Source organism: Verrucomicrobiota bacterium (genome assembly GCA_027622555.1).
In the GTDB taxonomy this organism is placed as follows: domain Bacteria; phylum Verrucomicrobiota; class Verrucomicrobiia; order Opitutales; family UBA2995; genus UBA2995.
On the sequence record JAQBYJ010000047.1, the window covers coordinates 25,379 to 41,267 of the forward strand.

Here is a 15,889-nt window from a genome sequence, read left to right on the forward strand (position 1 = left end):
GTATGGCTGAAGATTTTTATAATCTATTGGGTGTAGATAAGGGTGCCTCAAACGAGGAACTGAAAAAAGCTTATCGTAAGCAGGCACTCAAATACCATCCCGACCGCAATCCAGATGACAAGGATGCAGAGGAACAGTTTAAGAAGGTATCCCACGCATACGAGATACTCAAAGACTCTGAAAAACGTGCCGCTTATGACCGTTACGGACCCAAAGCCTTCGAAGGAGGTGGTATGGGCCCTGGTGGCGGTCGAGGGCATGATCCGTTTGATATGTTCCGTGAAGTCTACGAGGGTGGCGGCGGCGGCGGTTTTGGCGGAATCTTTGATGAACTTTTTGGCGGCGGCGGCCGCAGCCAATCGGGTGGAGCACGCGCCGGGGCAAATCTACAATACGATTTGCAAATCAAATTGGGTGAAGCTGCCAGGGGCGTTGAAAAAGAAATTTCTTTCCGCAGGGCGGTCGGTTGCACCCCGTGTAGCGGGACCGGTGCAGAACCAGGCACTAGCAAGAAGACTTGTAACACCTGCGGCGGAGCTGGCCAGGTGACTACCTCCCGAGGATTTTTCCGCGTCAAGCAGGCCTGCCCATCTTGTCACGGATCCGGCTCTATCATAGAAACGCCTTGCAAGACCTGCTCCGGCGAAGGTCGGGTTATGAAAGCGAGCAATACCCAGGTAAAAGTACCTGCGGGTGTTGATACGGGGTCCCGTTTAAGACTATCTGGCATGGGCGAAGCCGGTGTAGGCGGTGGCCCAACGGGTGACCTGATTATCGTTATTCACGTTCAGGATCACGAAATTTTTGAAAGAGAAGGCGATGATCTTTATTGCCAGATTCCGATTAAATTTACCCTGGCAACATTGGGTGGTGCCATAGAGGTGCCGACGCTTGGCGGAAAAGCCTCTTTAAAAATACCGGGTGGAACCCAGTCGGGAACAACTTTCCGCATGCGAAAAAAGGGGATGACCTCACTTAGAGGTTATGGTGTGGGCGATCAATACATCACTGTGCATGTAGAAGTACCAAAGGACCTTACCGGGAAACAAAAGGAATTACTGGAAAAATTTGCGATCGAGTCGGGGGATGATATGGAACCGATCGGTAAATCGTTTTTCGATAAGGCCAAACGATTCTTTGACGAACGCTAAACGTCTATCTGTTAGCTGTTCGGTAAATTTTTATGTCTCTTTTTCAAGTATCGTTTTCTATTATTGGTGATCAAGTTGATGCCCTCGAAGAGTTGCTTTTTGAAGTCGATGAAGGTCGTTGGAATATGTACCTCGACCAGGACACCCAAGTCGGAGTCGCTTCAGGGGTTTATGAATCCGAGCTTGAAGCACAGGACGATTGGAATCGAATCGAACCTTTTTTCGAAGAGCTACTTGGCAAATTGAATCCTGATTTCCAGGAGTTGCCAGACACCGATTGGAAAGATAGCTACAAGGTACACTTTAAGCCGTGGAGTTTCAAGGGGTTGCATTGGGTGCCTGTTTGGGAAAAGGAAACCTATCCGATTCCAGACGGTGATGCGGTTGTCTGGCTTGACCCGGGAATGGCTTTTGGAACCGGGAACCATGAGACGACTCGTCTTTGTATTGAAGCCCTTATAGAATTTTTGAAAACAAGAGATCATTTCGATGCTTCTTCGAACAAACTTTCTTGCTGCGATGCCGGATGCGGGTCTGGAATTCTTGCGATTTCGGCGAAGAAACTAGGGGTTTCGACTGTTGTTGGGTTTGATAATGATGCTGACGCCGTTCGTATCAGTCATGAAAATTTGTTGCTAAACGATCTTGCTGGGGAAGTGGATTTCTTAGAAGGAGACCTCGAGACAGGGTTCCAGGAACAAGCCTATGATCTCGTCTTCGCCAATATCCTGGCGGTGGTACTCATCGAACAGCCTTATGCGTTGATCACTTCAGTGAAATCTGGAGGTCGCCTTATCTTAAGCGGGATTCTTACCAAGGAGCTTAGAGAGGTGCGCACCACCTATAAGGAGAAGCTGAATCGGATTGGAAAGTCCGCCTCTATCACAAGCCATTCTCTCGGGGAGTGGTCAGATGTGGTGATTGATATCGATTAAGCTTTTGGCTTTGTTTCCGCCAGAAAGCCTTCAACAATCACGTTCACTTCACCGAGATTCTCAATTCCCAAATCGTCGCGAATCGCTCGGGTGATTTTGTTTTGCAACTCGTTTGAAATATCTTGCAGGCGAGTTTTTACTCTTAATTTGAGACGGACTTTGATCGTTATCTTACCCTTGGATTTTCGAATGTCTCCTCGTGCACGACCGACCTCAACAAATTGTTCGCAAGTACGCTGGATAATTTCCTGAATCGCCGTTCTGGAGATTTCAACTTTTCCATCTGCATTATTGAATACCAAAAGGTTCGCCTTGCCTAATTTCAGATAAAGAACCACCAGGACGACAAAAAGAATAGCAAGCGGTATCAGAAAGATCAGGGTTAGCGTAAATGGCTGGATTCCGAATTTGTCTATCAGGGATTGCATAGTGAGTTTGGCTTGTAGAAAGAGAAGACCCTGCAATGAAAACTGCAAGCTGTCGAAAAGAAACGCGGACCATAACATCCGCGTCGTAAAAATTTAAAATTGATTTATTCGTCTACCGACAAATCACTTCTTGATCTTGAACCGGGGTGATCCTCTTTCGATTTTACTCCTTCGATGACGACATCGACCCGCTCAACCAGTTTTCCGGTCATATTTTCTACACGGTCCTTTACGGCCAATTGTATATCGTAGGCACATTTGGCCAACTCCACGCCATAATTTAGAATCAGCCTGATCTCTATGAGGTAATTGCTGTTTTCGTTCTCAGTGACTCGGACTCCGCTTTGTGAAGCTTCTTTTTTGGAAAAGATTTCCGCGATACCGTCAACAAAGCTTCCGGCAACGGCGTAAACGCCGGGGTTTTCAAGTGCGGATAGTCGCACGATGTTGGCAACTACGGCGTGATTGATTTTGATCTCACCCAACGAATGTGTTTCTTCGGTAGTGATAGATGGAATTTTTTTTGTATCCGTTTTAGCGGTGTCCATGATTATTCGAGGTTATGATTCGATTGTGTCAATGCATCCAAATTCGAGCGTTCTATAAAGTCTTCTACAAACTTGGTTGTAGCCTGGCCGCTTCTGAATACTGGATCCTGCATGATTGCTTTAGAAAAGGGAATTGTCGTTTTGATCCCTGTGATAATAAATTCCCCAAGGGCTCGATACATCCGGTCCATCGCGATCTCACGACTACGACCATAAGTAATTAACTTTCCGATCATACTATCGTAATGGGGAGGGACTTGGTAGCCGCCGTAGATGTGCGAGTCCAAGCGGACTCCATGCCCTCCTGGTGGGTAATAGAGGCCAATGGTTCCCGGACAGGGCGCAAAATTTCGCAGCGGATCTTCGGCATTGATTCTGCACTCTATGGCGTGCCGATTAATCACAATATCTTCTTGTTTAAAGCGAAGGTGTTGTCCATCGGCGATACGGATTTGCTCTTTAATGAGGTCGATATCGGTGACTTCTTCAGTCACAGTATGCTCCACCTGAATACGGGTATTCATTTCGATGAAGTAGTAGTTCCCGCTTTCATCGACAAGGAACTCAATGGTACCTGCATTGGTGTAACCAACTGCCTTGGCTGCTTTGACCGCGACGGCCCCCATTTCCTGGCGAAGTTCTTCAGATAGAAACGGCGATGGTGCTTCTTCGACTAATTTTTGATGTCTCCGTTGAACAGAACAATCCCGCTCCCCTAGATGGATTACGTTTCCATGATTGTCGGCTAGGATTTGAAATTCAATGTGCCTCGGATTTACAATAAATTTTTCGAGGTAAACCGACGAGTCTCCAAAAGCTTTTTCAGCCTCGTTACGTGCAGACTCAAACTCTTTGCCAAATGCGACACTGTTATGCGCAACGCGCATGCCCTTACCTCCTCCCCCTGAAACGGCTTTTATAAGAACTGGATATCCTATGGATTCGGCTATTTTAACGGCTTCCTTTACATCCTTTATTACCCCGTTGCTCCCTGGAACGGTTGGAACTCCGATTTTCCGCATTGACTCGATCGCCAATGCTTTGTCTCCCATATTCCGGATGATGGATGAATTCGGGCCAATAAATATGATTTTGCAGGATTCGCATTGTTCAACGAAATCCGCTTTTTCAGAAAGGAATCCGTAGCCTGGGTGAATAGCGTCAACGTCCGAGATTTCCGCTGCACTTATGATACGGTCGGACTTTAAATAGCTTTGGCTGGCGGCGGCTGGACCTATGCAAATAGCTTCATCGGCCAGCTGGACATGCAACGACTGTTCGTCCGCTTCAGAATAGACGGCGAGGGTTTTAATGCCCAACTCACGGCAGGCACGAACAATGCGAAGTGCGATTTCGCCACGATTGGCGATTAGGATCTTATTGATCATGGAAAGGACCGATTAGGGCTGCTTTACCTTGAAGAGCGGTTGTCCGTATTCTACGGAGTCTCCGTTTTCCAAAAGGATTTGCTTAATTTCTCCGGAAAGCTCTGCCGGGATCTCATTCATCACCTTCATGGCTTCAATTATGCAAACGGGTGAGTCATTGTTGACCGTATCTCCTACTTTCACAAATGGAGGGCTTTCGGGTGAAGGTGCCAGATAGAAAGTGCCCACCATGGGTGATTTGATCACAACGATTCCCTTTTCTTCTTCTGCCGCTGGTGCCTGAGGCACCGCTTCTTCTGCAGGTTGCGGAGCGTAGGCGATGGGCACAGGAGCTGGATAGTGTGGCACAGTAGGACCGCCATGGCCTTTATTTTCGTCGCTACGACAAATGCGTAGTTTAAGGCCTTCTTCCTCAATCTCGAACTCCGTGAGTGAGGAACGTTTCATGACCTCAATGATTTGTTTTATCTGCTTTAGGTCCAATTTTATATGTTGGTTAAAGTTTTGCGTCCCATCTAAATAGTTAAGTGGGCTCTTTGTTGGTAGGTATTGTTTCTAAGGGTTCTTATTCTTTTACGCAAATTGTAGAAGGCCAGCTTTATAGGCAAAGATCAAAATATCCACAAAAATCAGGTCAGCGGATGCTTGTGAATTTGGGCAATTCTGCAAGTTTTTCCTTTATTTTCGGAATTCGAAGTCAAGTAGCTCTGTTTTTGTGTCTTTATTAGATTCATCCGGCTTACTGTCGAAGAAGTTTAACGGACTCATTGCAAAGCGCCATTGCGGGTTAGAAAGGCTGCCTTTCAGGTTAACTGCGGCCATTTTGCTCACAGGGTCGAAAATTGGCATTATAATATTGGAAATCAACGGTATGTCGGTTTCACGGAGGAGCATTACTCTAACTTGAAAGTCCAGGTCGGAGCTACCTGTATAAAAGTCTCCTACACCTTCGAGGCGGGCAGTGCTTCCCGTCATAACCAGATCGGGGAATGTCATTTTGCCCTCATCCCAGGCAAAGAAGGATTTGGCAGTGGTTAAATGCAATTTCGTAAATGGCATCAGAGCCGAAAGCGGGCCAAAGAGCGGAATCTGGGCAAGATTGCCCTCCGTGATTTCAATATTACCTTTAGCCATGACGCGATCTAACCCGGATCCGGCAGGCGAAATGCCACTGGCATGAATATTCAGTTTTCCTTGTAAAGAATCTAATTTGCTTTTTGGCGCAGCTGAATTTTCAATGCTTTCAGGTTTCGGCCCCTTAACAGTTGCTAGGCGTATGAGGGATTCTTTCAACTCGGCATCTACAATATCGAAATCGAAGAGTAAGAAGGAGAGGTCATTCTGTTTTAGGTAGGACGCTTCTCCTTCGCCTTTCCCTCCAGCAAAACCAAAATTAATTGTGTCGAGCAGTACGTCACCGTGGTCGTAATGACATTTAACCTCCAAGCTATCAAACGGGAAATCGTAGAAGGTCATTGACTGGTCAGTCTCAATCTCAATCAACAGGTCTTGCCAGTTTGAATCATTCTCAAAATTGAATTCCCCAACAATAGAAAGGCCGGGATTTGCCGTCCAGGTATACGGTTCGATAATTTTTAAACCGTTTTCACCAAATAAATTCATTGAGAGTTCGAGATCCAGATTCGAATCAATGTCCACGATCACATTTTTTAATTTGCTTGTTTCGAGATGCCTTTGGAGTTCGCCAGTAGCTTTTCCTTCCTGTCTTTCAAGATTCAGTTCTAAAACATCGATGTAATTGGGTCTGATAAACATTTTGGCCGAAGCTTTGTCGAAGTGCATCCCTTTCAAATTTACATTTTCTGCTTCTGAGTAACCAAACAGCGTAAGCTGCTTTTTAAACTTAAAGGTATTGCGAATGGACATATCCATCCAGGGTAATTCGCCTTTGATTTCCAAATAATCGAAGGTCTTTTTCCACCAATCTCTCCACCATACATCGATGTCGTGAGGGCGAAATCGCCCTGCCATGGTGAATCGGTAAAAGGGATTTTTTAAATCTTGGACAAAGGTGCAAAGAAGATCGTTTCCATTTCCTCCACCTTCAAGTTGATACACGTCAACTGTTGTACCGGCCAGAGTGCCACGTGCCCGCGCCCACTGGAATGGTGTTTTGATTATATCAATATCCCTTGTTTCCACCCGAAAGGTTGCTGCAGCATTCTCCAGTTTTCCAGGATAGGAAAATACTACATCGAGGTATACAGGCTTGTGTTGTTTAGACCAACGCAGCTTCCATAAATGATCGAATTCGGGTCTGTCGAAAATACGCTCAAGATTGATGAATCCGGACAACGACCCTTCGCCCGTTTGTTCCTTCCAGTTGCCATTGACCGCAGCCTCCAGCACACCTTCATATAGAGAAACTAAAAGGGTTCCTTCAACCTCATTCTGGTTGAGTATTTTACCAGTGAATACTGCCTGATCAATTTTTGTTCCCTGGATATCGATAGGCCCGGTTGTTAACTCAACCTTCAGAGGGAACACACTTTGAATACCGCGGAAAACTTGATTATTAAAGGCAGATAGTTCGACCTGTTGAACAGTTACTTGCTGTTCTTGCTGATCAATAGAATTTGCGGATAGTTGAAGGGCCTCTTGAAATTGAAGTTCGGGTAACAGTTGGAGCTTTGTCTGAGCCCGAATACCCTGAACCTCGGGCATTTCGTCTATTTCAAAACCCTCGATATGGGTTATGATCTCCGCGGAGAACTCCGCTTTGGAAGGACTATTGAAAATAATCTCTACCTTCGGCGCATCAAACATATCCAGAAATTTTGATTGGTCGGATACTGACCGCGCTATCTGCAAATATTGGAGGTAAGGATCTTTGGTTTTCTCTTTGGGTTTTGTTTGACCAAGAATTGCAAATAGTGCGCTCAAATCACCACTCGCCACAATATCGAGATGTTGAATTTTAGCGGTCAGATATTTGAGATTCCATTTTGTCCATCGTCTGGAAAGTGCCAAATTCACTTTGTCCAACATCCGTTGGTTGGTGCCGGTGGGAGATACGATGGCAGGGTAATAAATGCGTGCGTTGTCGAGCTCCAGGTTATTTAAAGGAATCCTTCCCAGAAATAAAGACGCGTAGTTGATGTCGAGGTATAGTTGATCTACTTCGAGTGCAGTTTCTCCTGACTTATCGAAGGATAGACGGGCTTTTTTGATAAGGAGGTCTCCTCTAAAATCGAGGATGATTTTTTCGTACTTCAGAGTTAGCCCCTGTTCCTTGATTTTGGCGTTTACGATTTCGAGTATACGCTGAGGGACCGGAATTTCATCGTAATATATGCTCAGCCCCAACCCTGTTAAAAGTAACAATAAAGTGAACGTCAGGCAGAACATGATCACGTTCTGAAACTTGATAAAACACCGCCTCGTAAATGAACGGTTTTTCTTAGCAAGGTAAGACATGATAAGTTAGCCTAAATGTTGGCTGGTTCTAGTCTCCGCATTGAGAATACGGTAAGGTAGTTTACTGACTCGGTGGGGTTACCGGTTCAGGTTCAACAGAGGGTGGTACATCGGGAGGCAATGATTCAGGTGCGGGTTCTGTTTCGGGACCGGGGTCAAAGCGCGCAAAAGTGAGTTTAAAAAAAGCATCAGCGAATGCTTGGGTCGTATAAAAGACACCACCTTCGGATTTGATCCCACCAATTGTGTTTGTACCGGTAAGACGTTCAGTGACCCACAGTGGGGTCGTCCAGGAAGAAGTATTCGAATTTTCAGAGGATTTAAAATGCATATCCAATCGGTATTTCCATGGCACCTTATCGAAGTCTTCTTCGATAAACTCACGCGCTTCAATGGACTTCGATTGACTGACCAATGAGAGCAAGCTCTCGCGTCCTTCTTCGTCCGATTGGTTAGCTGCTGCGATCGCTTTCCAGGTCGGAGTTACTTCATTGAGAACCGCATTGTACACGGTCGTATCGCTAGCAAGCTCCAGGACGGTCATTCCAACCAATTTGGCGTCTTCAGGTTCTTGGTGGAGAATTCGTAAACGGTAATTGAATGGGCGTGTGTGAAATTCAGACAAAATCGAAGTGTCGATTTCATAAATAAACGGCTCCTGCTCCAGTTTGGCATACGCATGTCTGGAATTTCCAGGAACCAAATCCCCAACAAGTAGCTTCAGTGGTGTGCCTCCTTTTAACTGTATCGTGCGTTGCGGGTCGGTAAATCCGTAGGTCTCCAAATCTGCATTTGAAGGGGCGTCTGAAATAAAACTTTGTGCCCTCAATATGTAGAGCGTACTCATCATATTGGCCAATTTTTTAGTGTCCGCAACTTCCGCGGTTACACTACCGTCCTCATCTCTTCGAATTACTTGCCAGGTACCTGTTTCCAATTTCTGCAAGGAGACGGACCGGTTCGACTGGGTTATTTCTATAGTGCTGAGGCTATTGGGGTCGAACTTTACAAACTGCCTCTCGCGAAGCTCCTCCTGGGCGTTGCTCAAATTTTGATCGATCAACAGACCGGGAATGGTGAATATGGTCCCATTCTCGCTCCCTTTGGCATAATAAAGCGCGTCTCCTTCTGTGCCTGCCAATTGTTTCCCGATTAGAATGGTCTGTCTTTTATCTGTGGCTTCGATCGTCAAATACAATTTTGGGTTATCCAGGCCATAAATGCTGAGATCCGGCTCAGGATTGGTCTCAAAGCTTTGTACGCTCAAACTGTTCAGGCCGTTGATAACCATTTCCACTTCAGCGCGGTCTGCCCTGGTTTTAAAAGGAATCTCGAAACGCCAGTCTTCTCCGAAACGCGAAATTCTTATCCGTAATGGAGTGGGGTAGGACTTCTGTAAACTAATAGTTTGGACCTCGAACAGAGGGATATCGAAAACCGATTGGCTGCGTAAATTACCCAGGTCGACCAAGAGGCTGTCGAATAGACCCCGCTGGATAACCATAATTTCTTTTTGATCGGGTGAGAGGATGTATATCCGGTTTCCTACTTCTGTTGACGAACCAATTGTGATGGAGGTACGTGCTATTCCTTTACCGAACTCCAGCTTCATTTGCGGTTCTTCGAGTCCATAACTTGCCAAATCCCGGCCAGCTGCTTGGAGCTCAGAGACTAAAAAACTGGTTTCCTTTTCCAGGAAGGTGATCTGGTTCAGAATACGACCCACTGCAAAAAAGTTCGCGGGCCATTCAATGGGCGATGTGAGGTGCCAGTTGTTTTCCACCTTCTTCAGCACCCGGTCGGGCCCTAATGAGCTTCCTGAGATTCGGATGTAATCTATGTCGACCGCTTCTTCCCCAAAAATCTTTCGTTTAGCCTTTATGTCATCATCAGGACCTGGTCGTTCAAACAGATAGAAAAGCGCCACTACAACAAGGTTTAACAAAATCAGGATGACTGTGAGTTGTTTTCTCATGAGTAGTGAAATTAGCTTCGACGCAGCCAGTATATAAACGTTCCAAATATCGCAGAACAACAAGGAAGAATTAGCATTATGGCTAATCGCAATTTGGACATCTCCTCCTGGCTCAGGGTTATGTGGAGTTTCTCAATGGGTTTAGGCTCGATGGATAAAAGGTTATTCCTATCCAAGGACCAGTTTATGGTATTCAGGAATAGCGTAAAGTTTCCCAGAATGGTGAGTCGACTGTTTGTTATGATCTCGGATGTGCCAAATACCACCAGACGACCTCCTGGAATATCTATTCCGAGTTCGGATGAAATACTTCGTTCAGAAACCACCGCGATGCTGACAGGTCCTTTCAAATCCACTCCGTGGTCATAACCAATCGATTTCGAGTCACGGTAAAATCGTTCTCCCCAGCTGGTTTCGGAACCGCCTACAATTGGCTTTACGGAAAGTCTGTCGTCTAATGGTGCACCGATGTCTGCTCGAATGGGCCGTGAAAGACCTACCACGACCGATTCGCTGTTTTTTGCGATTGATTCAGTGATAGGGTGATCAGGATCAAAACGCCTGATTAAGAAATCTCCTCCAGGCATCAAAGAATCCGAGCCAGTATCCCACACCACCATATCTTCGGCGAGAATTCCCCAGTGGTAAAACAGGTCGCCCAAGTTGTTATTGATCGCTGGATCTATTAAAACGATGAGCCTTCCCGCGTTTTCATTTAAATAGTCTTTTAAAATGTTAACTTCTCTAGCCATTAGCGGTTGCCTTGGCCCGGCCAAAACCACCAGGTTGGCATCCTCGGGAATCCGCGACTCCGGAACTGTCAGATCCAACGGTTTTACTTGAAAGTTCCTTTGTTCCAATTGCTGAGCCAGTTGGGAAAGCCCCACGATCGGATCTACGCTATTTGGATCCCGTTCGCCGTGGCCCTTTAGAAAGTAAATGGAATTTTCTTTTGGGCTCGAAACATCGAGAATGGCGGAGGTAAACATCTGTTCGCCCCGAAAAGCAGTCTTCTCCAGTTTTTCCGATTCGTACAGCTCATCAATGACCACCGAGTGGTGCTTGGTTTCGGAAGCAAAAATAACCAGGTTCGGCTGGCTGATTCCAAATTCTTCCACCAGCTCTTGAGCAAGCCGACGTTGCTGGTAGACGTTTATGAATTCTGCCTGAATGGGCCCTGCACCTGTTGCCTGGGCTGCATATTGGTATTCTTTAACCAAGTTTTTGATGTCGCTATAATAGGGGCCCATCTCCGAACTATTTTCATCGCCGTTCATGGTTACTATAATCCGAATAGGCTCCGTCAGTTCTTGAATATAAGAAACCGTTTCTGGGGACAAAGCGTATTTGCGATCTTCAGTAATATCATAACGTTTGAAATGAGTTAACGAGAGGATGTTGAGGCCGATAAATAGCGCGATAACCAAGAAAAGCTGGAAAAGAGAATTCCCTCGATTGACCCAGCGACTATACTTGAAATCTTCTAGTTTAGACATGGTTCTTGGTTAACGTTTATGATCTACGGCCAACACAGCGATACTCAGCATTATCATCGTACTGCTTAAATAAAAAACAATGGGACGCGTATCAATTACCCCTCGGCTGAAATCCTCCACATGCCCGTTTATTTGAATAAATTCGAGAAACGAACCCAGAATAATAAAGCGATCGAGGTAGCCACCTGCGATTCCACCCAGGGCATTTTCTCCAAACAGAAGCCCAAATAACAGGGTGAAACTGAAAATACCTGCAATCAACTGACTGCGAGTAACCGAGCTGGCAAGAATCCCGATGCTGGTAAAAAGAAGACCGCTGACACAGATAAAGGAATAGCCACCGATCAAACTCGCTTTATCCAGAATGCGATCGTCGGGGAAGAAATAGTAGGTGATGGCAGGGAAGGCCAAAGTCAGCCCATAGAGCCCTGCATAGAGTAAATAGGCGGCAAAAAACTTACTTGCCACCAACTCGATGGAAGTAATCGGAGTCGTCAGTAAACTATCCATCAATCCCTGGCGCCGTTCTTCCGCAATGCTGCGCATAGTGAGCAATGGTACGAGAAAAACAACCGGTATGTAAAAAGCATTCAGAAAGATGTTCGAGGGGAGCATCTCTTGAGGTTCCTTGTTATAACCCTCCAATACGAATTGGTAAACCATTCCCATGATGATGAGAAAGAAAAATGCGGCCAGGTAGGTAGTCGGACTAAGAAGAATGGTTCTCAGTTCATGTTTTAAAAGAGTGAAAAAGTGTTTCATGGCTTAGCCCGCATTTCTCACGGAGTTGAGATGTTGAGGCTGACGACCGATAGGCGAAGGCGCGCACTGCTGTGCGTAACTAAGCCGGGAGGGAGGAATACTCGGCATCTCAGCCCGAAGATGCGCGCAAAATAGATGTTCATAGAGTGTAATTTGTTATAAAACCGCAAGTCGTTCATTCCTTTTACTTTTCTTAATTTTGTGAGCATCTGGTGAGATATGTGGCTTAGCCTTCTTTTTCCTCCTCCACTACGGCAACGGGCTCATTCTTTTGAAAAGGGACCGCTGTGAGTCTTTCCGGTTGATCGGCCAAAACCTCCCAGGACCGTTTGGTCGCTGCTAGAAAGATATCCTCCAGAGTGGCTTCAGTGCTATGTAAAGATCGAAGGGTTAAGTGGGGTAAGGATGAGAGGTGCTTGATTAATTTTTCTCCAATGTCCTTTTCAGCAGGTCCTTCGAGAGCGATCCGATTCATGGTGGATCCTGGAATGGGTTCACTGGAAATGATGTTTAACTTCGGGCAGACGAATTTTATTTCAGGCTCAAGCGCTTTAACGGGCCCAGTGATTTCCAACTGGTAGGAACACTCTGGAAGAAACTCTTTGCGGAGCTCGCCCGGGGTTCCCGCTGCTACGACAAAACCGCGATTGATGATGATAACCCGGTCACAGGTGAGTTCGATTTCTGGTAAAATGTGGCTGGAAATAATCACGCTCATTCGGCCCCTCAGCGTTCCTATGAGGTCTCGAATCTTCAGGATTTGGTGAGGATCCAGGCCGATAGTCGGTTCGTCCATGATGATCACCTCCGGTTCCGAGAGAATGGCTTCGGCAATTCCAATCCGTTGTCGGTAGCCTTTTGATAAACCTTCAATTACGCGCTTCCTGGCTTGGGTCAGGTCACAGAGCTCCAAGACATAGTCGATGCGCTTGCGCAGCTTTCTGCCAGACATCTCTTTGAGCTTCCCACGAAATTTTAAATACTCGCCAACCCGCATATCCACCGGAAGTGGATTGTTTTCGGGCATGTAACCGATCTTGCGCTTTATCTCCTCCGGATGAGTCGCAACGGGAATGCCGCAAATGTAAGCACAACCGCTGTTTGCTGAAATAAGACCGGTGAGGATCTTCATCGTCGTACTTTTGCCCGCACCATTAGGGCCCAGGAAACCTACGATCTCTCCTTTCTTAAGTGAAAAGGAAATATCTTGGATCGCCGTTATGCGGCCATACTGTTTGGTAAGGTTTTTAACCTCAATGCTGTATTCGACGGAGTCTTCCATCAGGATAAGAAATAGTTAGAGAAGGCTGGCCAGCTTCATTTGGCAATGTCGATTTTGGATGGTGGCAGATCTTTTACTGCGTCTTGATATGCACATCTCCGGAATTGAGCGTAGTCAGTTTTCGATCCCGTTTCATAAGGATGAGTGACCCTCTGTTATCCAGGCCGGAAGCGATCCCCTCAAGGATGCCGTCCCGTGTTTCAACTTCTATGGATTTACCTTTTAGAATGTCAAATTCTGGCCACATGGTTTCGAAAGTCTCTCTTATGTTACCTGCGATGAATGATTCATAGCCGCTGTAAATGGCCTCAATCAAAAGTGCGGCGGTTTTATTAAGGTCCAGTTTTCGGCCGGTAAGTTCCCTCAAACTCGTTGCCGTTTTTTTAAGATTAACCGGCCAATCAGCTTGGGTTTGATTAACATTCAGTCCAATTCCGAATACCAGTTCCCGCAATGAGTCTGAATCCACCCGTGCTTCAGTCAGCATTCCGGCCAATTTTTTGCCTTCATAATAAATGTCATTCGGCCATTTTACGCCGATAGCTGCCTTCAACCAACTTTTCAGGTATCTTGCCACGTAGACACCCATCCAAAGGGTAAATAGCTGCATCCTGTCGGGGCGAGCATTCGGACGACTGCCAAAACTTAGGTACAGATTGGATGATGGCGGGCTATGCCATTGGCGGCCCATGCGGCCCCGGCCCAAAGTTTGTTGATTTGAAAGGACAAAAAAAGGTGCCTCATAGTCGTTCGCCAGGAGCCGACTCGTGTGGTCATTCGTGCTGTCGATGGTTGAAAGAAAAATGATTTCCGGGCATTGGTCCGGGTTTGAGAGGTAGGCTGTTGTCAGTAATGCATTTAACGATTCAGGTTTTTTTAGGATCCGGTACCCTTTCCTGGTAACCGCCTCAAATTCAAAACCCTGGCTCCGGAGTTGTTCCATGCGTCCCCAAACGCTTACCCGGCTCACACCAAGCTGTTCTGCCAATTTATTTCCAGAAACAAAGCCATCCTTTGCGTTCAGAAGGGCTTTAAGAATGGTAATGGAGCTCGTGTCTGTATGTGACATGTATTATTCCCAATCTAATCCGATATCCACCCAGCCGGCCTTATGAACCAAGGCTCCCGTTGAAATGAAATCGAGCCCCAGTTTGCCGTATTCTGGCAAGGTTTCCAAAGTGATGCCGCCGGTTGCTTCGGTGCAGGTTTGGTCTCCAATCAGGGCTACCGCTTGTTTCAGTGCGTCGATTGAAAAATTATCCAGCATGATTTTATCGGGTGCGGCTGCGAGAACCGCCGGGACTTGCTCCAGGATATCTACTTCAACTTCGATGAGCAGGGTTGGATTTTGTTCTCTGGAACGCTTCACCAGATGGGTTAAAGGTTCACCCGTTTGTGAATTGTCAGCGGCAAGATGGTTGTCCTTAAGCATCACTCGATCAAATAGCCCCAATCGATGATTCCATCCACCACCACAAGCAACTGCATATTTTTGGAGCATCCGGTAGCCTGGAGTTGTTTTACGTGTATCGAGAACGCGCGTGGAAGAACTGCCCAATGCATCAACGTATTTGCCTGTTTCTGTCGCGACACCCGAAAGAAATTGAAGGAAATTCAAAAGCACCCGTTCTGCCATCAACAGTTTTGTAACCGGCCCTTTAATAAGGCCCAGAGACTCTCTGGTGACGACAGGTGCTCCATCTTCCACCGACGGCACGAATTCCAACCCGGCATCGTAAGCTTGTAATATTGCGGGCACCAACGGTATCCCGCAAACGATCAGATTCTGCCTTGCATGCAACAGTGCGCTACCGCCTCCCTCTCTATTAAGTACAGCAGAAGTTACATCACCAACCTTATCAGGTTTGACCCTCAAACCCTTACCCTGCAGATCCTCGTCACGGGCCATTTGGATTAATTGCTCCAGATACGAAGGAGATAGATCCCCAAATTGAACCCGATGTAAGAACTTCTGAATACGCTCCTCTTTATTCACAGCTTGAGGTTAAACCCTAAGCCAGTTTGCCCCTCAAGCTTTATGATCTTCCTGACAAGGCCGGGTTTATTCAGCCACGGCTCGGGAGCGAGTCCACGAAGCGAATTCCGAAGCCGTGGACGCACCCGTTTGAAACTTGCCCCTAGAGATAAATGTCTTGTATGAATTTGGAGTTTTACGTATAGAAGGAAAATGAAATCATCGCTAATCTTCCTCCTTTTGATCTCTTCAATCGTATCAACAGCCTTTGGCGAACTTCTCGTCTCGCCAGTCGCTGAATGGTCAAATCCCGATGCTATCGCGGACAACATAAAGGCCGAATGCGGGCTTCCCGAAAAGCAGATTGCCACGCTTCCACCATTTTTCAAGAAGGCCAAAATAAAGTACAGTTTGGCGAATGACAACGAAGTGCCCGAGACTGGCGGGTGCAGGACAAATTCTTTCCGTATCGCTGAAACCCTTTATTTTGGGCTTGAAAGTGTCTAGCTAC

The 15,889-nt window shown here is 46.4% G+C and carries 14 protein-coding genes; 3 read left to right on the forward strand and 11 right to left on the reverse strand.

All coding sequences use genetic code 11. The features are described from left to right. Window positions 1–2 precede the first annotated feature (2 nt). Both dnaJ and O3C43_13320 read left to right on the forward strand, forming a co-directional pair. A complete protein-coding gene (gene dnaJ / locus O3C43_13315; GenBank protein MDA1067472.1) occupies window positions 3–1,151 on the forward strand; it encodes a molecular chaperone DnaJ in 1,149 nt (382 codons plus the stop codon). A 32-nt stretch (window positions 1,152–1,183) separates the two neighbouring features. After that, the gene (locus tag O3C43_13320) at window positions 1,184–2,086 is read left to right on the forward strand and encodes a 50S ribosomal protein L11 methyltransferase (protein MDA1067473.1); all 903 of its coding nucleotides are present in this window, start codon (window positions 1,184–1,186) and stop codon (window positions 2,084–2,086) included. Here O3C43_13320 and amaP read toward each other — a convergent pair. The 11 genes from amaP to nadC form a co-directional block, all read right to left on the reverse strand. Then, complete coding sequence (gene amaP, locus O3C43_13325; GenBank protein MDA1067474.1) at window positions 2,083–2,514, reverse strand: alkaline shock response membrane anchor protein AmaP; 432 nt, start codon at window positions 2,512–2,514, stop codon at window positions 2,083–2,085. The two genes, O3C43_13320 and amaP, sit on opposite strands and share 4 nt — an antisense overlap. A gap of 104 nt (window positions 2,515–2,618) precedes the next feature. Beyond that, on the reverse strand, window positions 2,619–3,062 hold the full coding sequence (locus tag O3C43_13330; protein ID MDA1067475.1) for an Asp23/Gls24 family envelope stress response protein: 444 nt from the start codon (window positions 3,060–3,062) through the stop codon (window positions 2,619–2,621). A gap of 2 nt (window positions 3,063–3,064) precedes the next feature. Next, window positions 3,065–4,450 (reverse strand): acetyl-CoA carboxylase biotin carboxylase subunit, encoded by a 1,386-nt coding sequence (accC, locus tag O3C43_13335; GenBank protein MDA1067476.1) that lies wholly within the window; start codon window positions 4,448–4,450, stop codon window positions 3,065–3,067. A 12-nt stretch (window positions 4,451–4,462) separates the two neighbouring features. After that, the gene (gene accB, locus O3C43_13340; GenBank protein ID MDA1067477.1) at window positions 4,463–4,933 is read right to left on the reverse strand and encodes an acetyl-CoA carboxylase biotin carboxyl carrier protein; all 471 of its coding nucleotides are present in this window, start codon (window positions 4,931–4,933) and stop codon (window positions 4,463–4,465) included. A gap of 195 nt (window positions 4,934–5,128) precedes the next feature. Next, on the reverse strand, window positions 5,129–7,888 hold the full coding sequence (locus tag O3C43_13345) for a hypothetical protein (GenBank protein MDA1067478.1): 2,760 nt from the start codon (window positions 7,886–7,888) through the stop codon (window positions 5,129–5,131). A 61-nt stretch (window positions 7,889–7,949) separates the two neighbouring features. Beyond that, a complete protein-coding gene (locus O3C43_13350; GenBank protein ID MDA1067479.1) occupies window positions 7,950–9,863 on the reverse strand; it encodes a DUF4340 domain-containing protein in 1,914 nt (637 codons plus the stop codon). Between the two features lie 11 nt (window positions 9,864–9,874). After that, window positions 9,875–11,359, reverse strand: a complete 1,485-nt coding sequence (locus O3C43_13355) for a GldG family protein (GenBank protein MDA1067480.1) — start codon at window positions 11,357–11,359, stop codon at window positions 9,875–9,877. 9 nt (window positions 11,360–11,368) lie between these two features. Further along, complete coding sequence (locus O3C43_13360) at window positions 11,369–12,121, reverse strand: ABC transporter permease (GenBank protein ID MDA1067481.1); 753 nt, start codon at window positions 12,119–12,121, stop codon at window positions 11,369–11,371. 226 nt (window positions 12,122–12,347) lie between these two features. After that, window positions 12,348–13,403, reverse strand: a complete 1,056-nt coding sequence (locus O3C43_13365) for an ABC transporter ATP-binding protein (protein MDA1067482.1) — start codon at window positions 13,401–13,403, stop codon at window positions 12,348–12,350. Window positions 13,404–13,476: 73 nt separating this feature from the next. Continuing rightward, a complete protein-coding gene (locus O3C43_13370; GenBank protein MDA1067483.1) occupies window positions 13,477–14,472 on the reverse strand; it encodes a biotin--[acetyl-CoA-carboxylase] ligase in 996 nt (331 codons plus the stop codon). Between the two features lie 3 nt (window positions 14,473–14,475). After that, entirely contained in the window at window positions 14,476–15,399 is a 924-nt protein-coding gene (gene nadC / locus O3C43_13375) for a carboxylating nicotinate-nucleotide diphosphorylase (protein MDA1067484.1), read from the reverse strand. A gap of 192 nt (window positions 15,400–15,591) precedes the next feature. Between nadC and O3C43_13380 the strand changes: the two genes are divergently transcribed. After that, the gene (locus O3C43_13380) at window positions 15,592–15,885 is read left to right on the forward strand and encodes a hypothetical protein (GenBank protein MDA1067485.1); all 294 of its coding nucleotides are present in this window, start codon (window positions 15,592–15,594) and stop codon (window positions 15,883–15,885) included. Window positions 15,886–15,889 lie beyond the last annotated feature (4 nt).